Genomic DNA, 5776 nt, shown 5'->3' with positions numbered 1-5776 from the left:
GGCCGGGCCCCACCGTGGTGGGGTCCGGCCCGTCGCGTTCGTCCGGGGTCAGCCGGTCCTCAGGACTCCTGCTCCTGGCGCGCGATCGCGAACGCCGGGTTGCCCTCGTCGTCCTGGCGCACGTCGAGCACCTTGTCGTCCAGGTACTGGGCGGCGGCCGGCTCCATCATGACCTTGGCGCCGGCGGGCGCGGCCACGACCTGGTCGCCGTCCACGGCCTCGCTCAGCGAGAGCTCCAGGGCCTGGTTGTCCTGGTCGGCGGCGAGAGCGAAGCGCAGGCCGACCTCGTCCTCGGTGGCCTCGGTCTGCGACGTCAGCTCGTTGATGACCTCGGCAGCCATCGGCGTCACTTCGAGCATGTCGGCCCCTCACATCAGGAAACAAGAAACTCGTCCCGTGTTCCCGGGGCAGCCGCGGTTCAACCACTTCTTGCCGAATTGGCGCCCCCGCAGTGGCGCGATCGGCGGATGAGCTGGATGTTTTCGCTGTTAGAGGCAGCGGGCAGGGCAATCGACACGATCGCGCAATCTGGACCACTGCCACGTGAACTTCACGCGGGCCACACCTCGCGCGGACTGGACGGGCGTCACCGCCCGAGCCGCCGAAGCGGCACGGGCACCGGCCGGACCCGGCCCGCATGGGGCCTGTCCCGCGGGTCCGTCCGAGGGGAGCACGGTCGAGCGTCCCGGAGGCGGTGCGGCCGTGGCGGCCCCGCACCGGGCGGCTGTGCCGTTGTGGCGCACTCGTACCGGGCGGCGGTGGCACCGTGGCGCACTCGCACCGGGCAGCGGTGCCGCCGTGGCGCCCTCGTGCCGGGCGGCGATGCCGTTGTGGCGCACTCGCACCGAGCGGCGGTGGCACCGTGACGCGCTCGCACCGAGCGGCGGTGCAACCGTGGCGCACTCGTACCGGGCGGCGGTGCCGTCTCCGGGCCCCTCGTCCGCGGCTGTCGCGGACGAGACGGCCCTCAGGCCACCCGGTGCGCCGGCCGCGCCACCTCGTTGCGCACGTGGCCGCACGCCGAGCACACCCGCGGCACCGGGATGATCTCCGCCACCAGGCGCCACGAGTCGGCGAACGACGGCACCTCCTGGCCCGGCACCAGCAGGCTGTCCAGCACCTCCTGGCGGCGGCGGCCCTTCTCGCGGCTGCGCTCGACCGGGTCGCGGCGGTGGGCCAGGGCGCGGGACTCGGCCCGGGCCCGCTCACCGTCGGAGGTCAGGTCGCGGCGGCGGCGCGGGGCGTGCAGCGCCGTGTTGCGGCGGTTCACGCGGTACCACTCGCCCAGGGACGTGCCCTTCAGCGGCGGCCGGGCCAGGGCGGCGCCGTCGGCCGTCCAGGTGCGCAGGCGGGCGCGCAGGAACTCGTGGGCCACCTGGGCGCGCGAGCGGGGGCGGCCCTGGCGGGTGCCGTCCGGCTTGGTGTCGACGGCCACCAGGAGGGCGTCGACGCTCCAGCCCGCGGCGAACCACGGCTCCAGCAGGCGCCGCACCCACCGGCGGTCGGCGTCCGGCCACGAGGCGCGCACGCACAGGGACTCGACGGCGATGTCCACGTCGGCGTCGGTGGAAGGGACCACGCGGCCCGGCCAGCGACGGGGTTCGATCTGCATCGGGACTGACCTCCTTCTAGCACGCACACGAACACCTGTTCGACATGCTGCCACGGGGGTCTGACAAAAAACGCACACCTGGCACTTGACCAGGCAAAACTCACCCGATCAGCACAGCGCGGCCGGGTCTGCGGCCACCGACCGGAGCACTACTCTGCGGCCATGACGCACGACGAGCCCCACGACGAGGTCACCGGCGACCGCATGAACTGGCTCCGGGCGGGTGTGCTCGGGGCGAACGACGGCATCGTGTCGACCGCCAGCCTCGTGGTGGGCGTCGCGGGCGCCACCACCGACCGGGGCCAGATCCTGGTCGCGGGCCTGGCGGGCCTGTTCGCCGGCGCGATGTCCATGGCGAGCGGCGAGTACGTGTCGGTGAGCAGCCAGCGCGACGCCGAACGGGCCCTGCTCGCCAAGGAGCGCCAGGAGCTCGCGGACATGCCCGAGGAGGAGCTCGAGGAGCTGACGGAGATCTACGAGGGCAAGGGGCTCACCCCCGAGACCGCCGCGGAGGTCGCGAGGCAGCTCACCAGGCACGACGCGCTGGGCGCCCACGCCGAGGCCGAGCTGCACATCGACCCGGACGAGCTCACGAACCCGTGGGGCGCCGCCGTGGCGAGCTTCCTCGCGTTCACGGTCGGCGCGCTCCTCCCCCTCGCCGCGATCGCCTTCACGCCGACGAGCCTGCGCGTGCCGGTCACCGTCGTGGCCGCCGTCCTCGCCCTGGCCCTCACCGGCTTCGTCAGCGCGCGGCTCAGCGGGGCGGCCAAGCGGCGCGCGGTCGTCCGCAACATCGCGGGAGGCCTGGTCGCGATGGGTGTCACCTACGCCATCGGGTCGCTGGTCGGGCAAAGCATCGGATAGCGCCGAACTGGGTACTGCTCCTGCATGAGTGAAGATCGCGGTGCGTACGTGCCCCAGGACGGCGACAGCTTCGAGGGGCTCGACGAGGACAACCTCCAGCAGGACCCGCTCGAGGAGGCCATGGACCCGCCGGAGGGCTGGGCCGGGTCCACCAAGTACGGGATGACCGAGTACGAGCAGGCGCACCCGCGTCCGCTGGAGGAACGCTTGAAGGAAGAGCGCAGCGATGTCGGCGAGACGGGTGCATGATCGTCCCATGAGCCTCGGCATCCCGGAGAAGATCACGGCGTTGCTGTTCGACCTCGACGGCGTGCTCACCAGCACCGCCGTGCTGCACCGCCAGGCGTGGCGGCAGACGTTCGAAGCCATGGGGCAACCGTTCGGCGAGCAGGACTACCTCGCCTACGTGGACGGAAAACCGCGCTACGACGGGGTTCGCAGCTTCCTCACCTCGCGCGGCCTCACGCCGTCCGAGGACGAGGTCCGCCGCATCGGCGACCAGAAGAACGACCTCGTCAACCGGATCATCGACGAGCAGGGCATCAGCCCGTACGACGGGTCGGTGCGCTACCTGCGGGCCGCCCGCGAGGCCGGCCTGCCCATCGGCGTCGTGACGTCGTCGGCCAACGCCATGCGCGTGCTGCGCGCGGGCAACCTGCTCGACTACGTCGACGCGCTGGTGGACGGCAACGTCATCACCGCCTCGAACCTGCGGGGCAAACCGGCGCCGGACTCGTTCGTCGAGGGCGCCAGGAGGCTCAAGACGGCGCCGGAGCACGCCGCCGTCTACGAGGACGCGATCGCGGGCGTGCAGGCGGGCCACGACGGCGGGTTCGGGTTCGTCGTCGGCGTCGACCGCGGCCACCAGGCGGAGGCGCTCAAGTCCCACGGCGCCGACGTGGTCGTCGACGAGCTCGACGAGCTGCTGTCATGAGCTACGCGGTCGAGCCCTGGCAGCTGCGCTGGCAGGGCCTCTCGGTGGGCAACCTGCACCAGACCGAGTCGACGTTCGCCCTGTCCAACGGTCACATCGGCATGCGCGGCACGCTCGACGAGGGCGAGCCGCGCGGCCTGCCGGGCACCTACCTCAACGGGTTCTACGAGCAGCACCAGCTGCCGTACGGCGAGGCGGGCTACGGCTACCCCGAGGCGGGCCAGACGGTCGTCAACGTCACCGACGGCAAGATCATCCGCCTGCTGGTGGAGGACGAGCCGCTGGACATGCGCTACGGCGACGCGGTCGAGCACGAACGCACGCTCGACTTCCGCACCGGCACGCTCAAGCGCCGCACGGTATGGGAGTCGCCGACGGGCCGCCGTGTGACCGTGCGCAGCGAACGGCTCGTGTCGTTCACACAGCGCGCGGTGGCCGCGATCCGCTACGAGGTCGAGCCGGAGGAGGACCTGCAGCTCGTCGTGCAGTCCGACCTGCTGACCAACGAGCCGATCAAGAGCCGCAGCAGCGACCCGCGGGTCGCCCTGGCCCTGGACGCGCCGCTGGTGAACGACTTCACGACGGCGGAGAACACGCGGGCCGTGCTGTGCCACCACACCAAGGTGTCCGGGTTGCGCATGGCGGCCGCGATGGACCACGAGATCGCGGTGACCGCACTCGCCGAGGACGGCACCGAGCCGCGCACGGAGATCCGCGCCGAGGACGACCTGGCCCGGTTCACCGCGGCGGTCGACGTCAAGGCGGGCCACACGCTCAAGCTCACCAAGTACCTCGCGTACGGCTGGTCCGGCCAGCGCTCGACCCCCGCGCTGCGGGCCCAGGTCGAGGCCGCGCTCGCCGGCGCCCGCCAGACCGGCTGGGACGGGCTGCTGCGCGAGCAGGTGGACTTCCTGGACAACTTCTGGGAGGTCGCCGACATCGAGATCGAGGGCGACGACGAGCTCCAGCAGGCCATCAGGTTCGCCCTGTTCCACATCCTGCAGGCCGGGGCCCGCGGGGAGACCCGCGCCATCCCCGGCAAGGGCCTCACCGGACCCGGCTACGACGGCCACGCGTTCTGGGACACCGAGATGTTCGTCCTGCCGGTGCTCACCTACACGCTGCCCGAGGCCGCTCGCGACGCGCTGCGGTGGCGTCACTCCACACTGGACAAGGCGCGCGAGCGCGCGAAGGTGCTGGGGCTCGAGGGTGCCGCGTTCCCGTGGCGTTCGATCAACGGCGCGGAGTGCAGCGCGTACTGGCCGGCGGGCACGGCGGCGTTCCACGTCTCCGGCGACGTCGCCTACGCCGTGCAGCAGTACCTCCACGCCACGAACGACGAGTGCTTCGACCGCGACGAGGCCACCGAGATCCTGGTGGAGACGGCGCGGTTGTGGATGTCGCTCGGCCACCACGACCGGCACGACGGGTTCCGCATCGACGGGGTGACGGGGCCGGACGAGTACTCGGCGATCGTCGACAACAACGTCTACACCAACCTGGTCGCGCAGCAGAACCTCCGTGCCGCCGCCGACGCGGCCGAGCGCAACCCCGCCGAGGCGGGCGCGTCCGAGGAGGAGATCGCGGCGTGGCGCAAGGCCGCGGACGTGATGGCGATGCCCTACGACGAACTGCTCCAGGTGCACCCGCAGGCGGAGAACTTCACCAACCACGCGGAATGGGACTTCGAGGGCACGCCGGAGGAGAAGTACCCGCTGCTGCTGAACTTCCCGTACTTCGACCTGTACCGCCGGCAGGTGGTGAAGCAGGCGGACCTCGTCCTCGCCATGCACGTGCGCGGTGACGCGTTCACCGCGGAGGAGAAGGCCCGCAACTTCGCCTACTACGAGGCCCGCACCGTGCGCGACTCGTCGTTGTCCGCGGGCACGCAGGCGGTGCTGGCGGCGGAGGTCGGGCACCTCGGCCTGGCGTTCGACTACCTGGTCGAGGCGGCGTTCACGGACCTGCACGACCTGCACGAGAACGTCACCAACGGCCTGCACATGGCGTCACTGGCAGGGGCGTGGACGGCGCTGGTGGCCGGGTTCGGCGGCATGCGCGACCACGGCGGCGAGCTCACGTTCGCGCCGAAGCGGCCGGAGGCGCTGACCGGGTACTCGTTCCGGATGGCGTTCCAGGGCACCAGGATCGCGGTCGAGGTGCGCGGCGGCGAGGCCACCTACCGGATCGTCGACGGCACCGAGCTGAAGACGAAGCACCACGGCGAGCCGATCACGATCACGGCCGGCTCACCGGTGACGATGCCGATCCCGGCCGCTCCCGAGCTCGACCGGCCGGAGCAGCCGTTCGGCCGGGAGCCCCGCAGGCGTTAGCCCCGGTGCGGGGAGACCTGGCGGTGCGCCGCC

The 5776-nt window shown here is 72.0% G+C and carries 6 protein-coding genes; 4 read left to right on the top strand and 2 right to left on the bottom strand.

The window, feature by feature from the left end; all coding sequences use genetic code 11:
* Window positions 1–59: 59 nt before the first annotated feature.
* Together ACFWGZ_RS38980 and ACFWGZ_RS38975 are read right to left on the bottom strand one after the other, a co-directional pair.
* The gene (locus ACFWGZ_RS38980; protein ID WP_382456618.1) at window positions 60–359 is read right to left on the bottom strand and encodes an iron-sulfur cluster biosynthesis protein; all 300 of its coding nucleotides are present in this window, start codon (window positions 357–359) and stop codon (window positions 60–62) included.
* 608 nt (window positions 360–967) lie between these two features.
* Window positions 968–1612 (bottom strand): hypothetical protein, encoded by a 645-nt coding sequence (locus ACFWGZ_RS38975; protein ID WP_382456617.1) that lies wholly within the window; start codon window positions 1610–1612, stop codon window positions 968–970.
* Between the two features lie 162 nt (window positions 1613–1774).
* Here ACFWGZ_RS38975 and ACFWGZ_RS38970 point away from each other — a divergent pair, with 162 nt between their 5' ends.
* The 4 genes from ACFWGZ_RS38970 to ACFWGZ_RS38955 are packed head-to-tail and all read left to right on the top strand — an operon-like array spanning window position 1775 to window position 5743.
* Complete coding sequence (locus tag ACFWGZ_RS38970) at window positions 1775–2476, top strand: VIT family protein (protein WP_382456616.1); 702 nt, start codon at window positions 1775–1777, stop codon at window positions 2474–2476.
* A gap of 24 nt (window positions 2477–2500) precedes the next feature.
* The gene (locus ACFWGZ_RS38965) at window positions 2501–2725 is read left to right on the top strand and encodes a hypothetical protein (protein WP_382456615.1); all 225 of its coding nucleotides are present in this window, start codon (window positions 2501–2503) and stop codon (window positions 2723–2725) included.
* 7 nt (window positions 2726–2732) lie between these two features.
* Window positions 2733–3410: an HAD family hydrolase gene (locus tag ACFWGZ_RS38960; RefSeq protein ID WP_382456614.1), complete on the top strand. Its 678-nt coding sequence runs from the start codon at window positions 2733–2735 to the stop codon at window positions 3408–3410.
* Window positions 3407–5743, top strand: coding sequence for a glycoside hydrolase family 65 protein (locus tag ACFWGZ_RS38955; RefSeq protein ID WP_382456613.1), 2337 nt, complete (start codon window positions 3407–3409; stop codon window positions 5741–5743). Before ACFWGZ_RS38960 ends, ACFWGZ_RS38955 begins: the two co-directional genes overlap by 4 nt.
* Window positions 5744–5776 lie beyond the last annotated feature (33 nt).

The organism is Lentzea sp. NPDC060358 (assembly GCF_042725365.1).
Taxonomy (GTDB): Bacteria; Actinomycetota; Actinomycetes; order Mycobacteriales; family Pseudonocardiaceae; genus Lentzea.
This window is presented reverse-complemented; position numbering and strand designations above follow the sequence as displayed.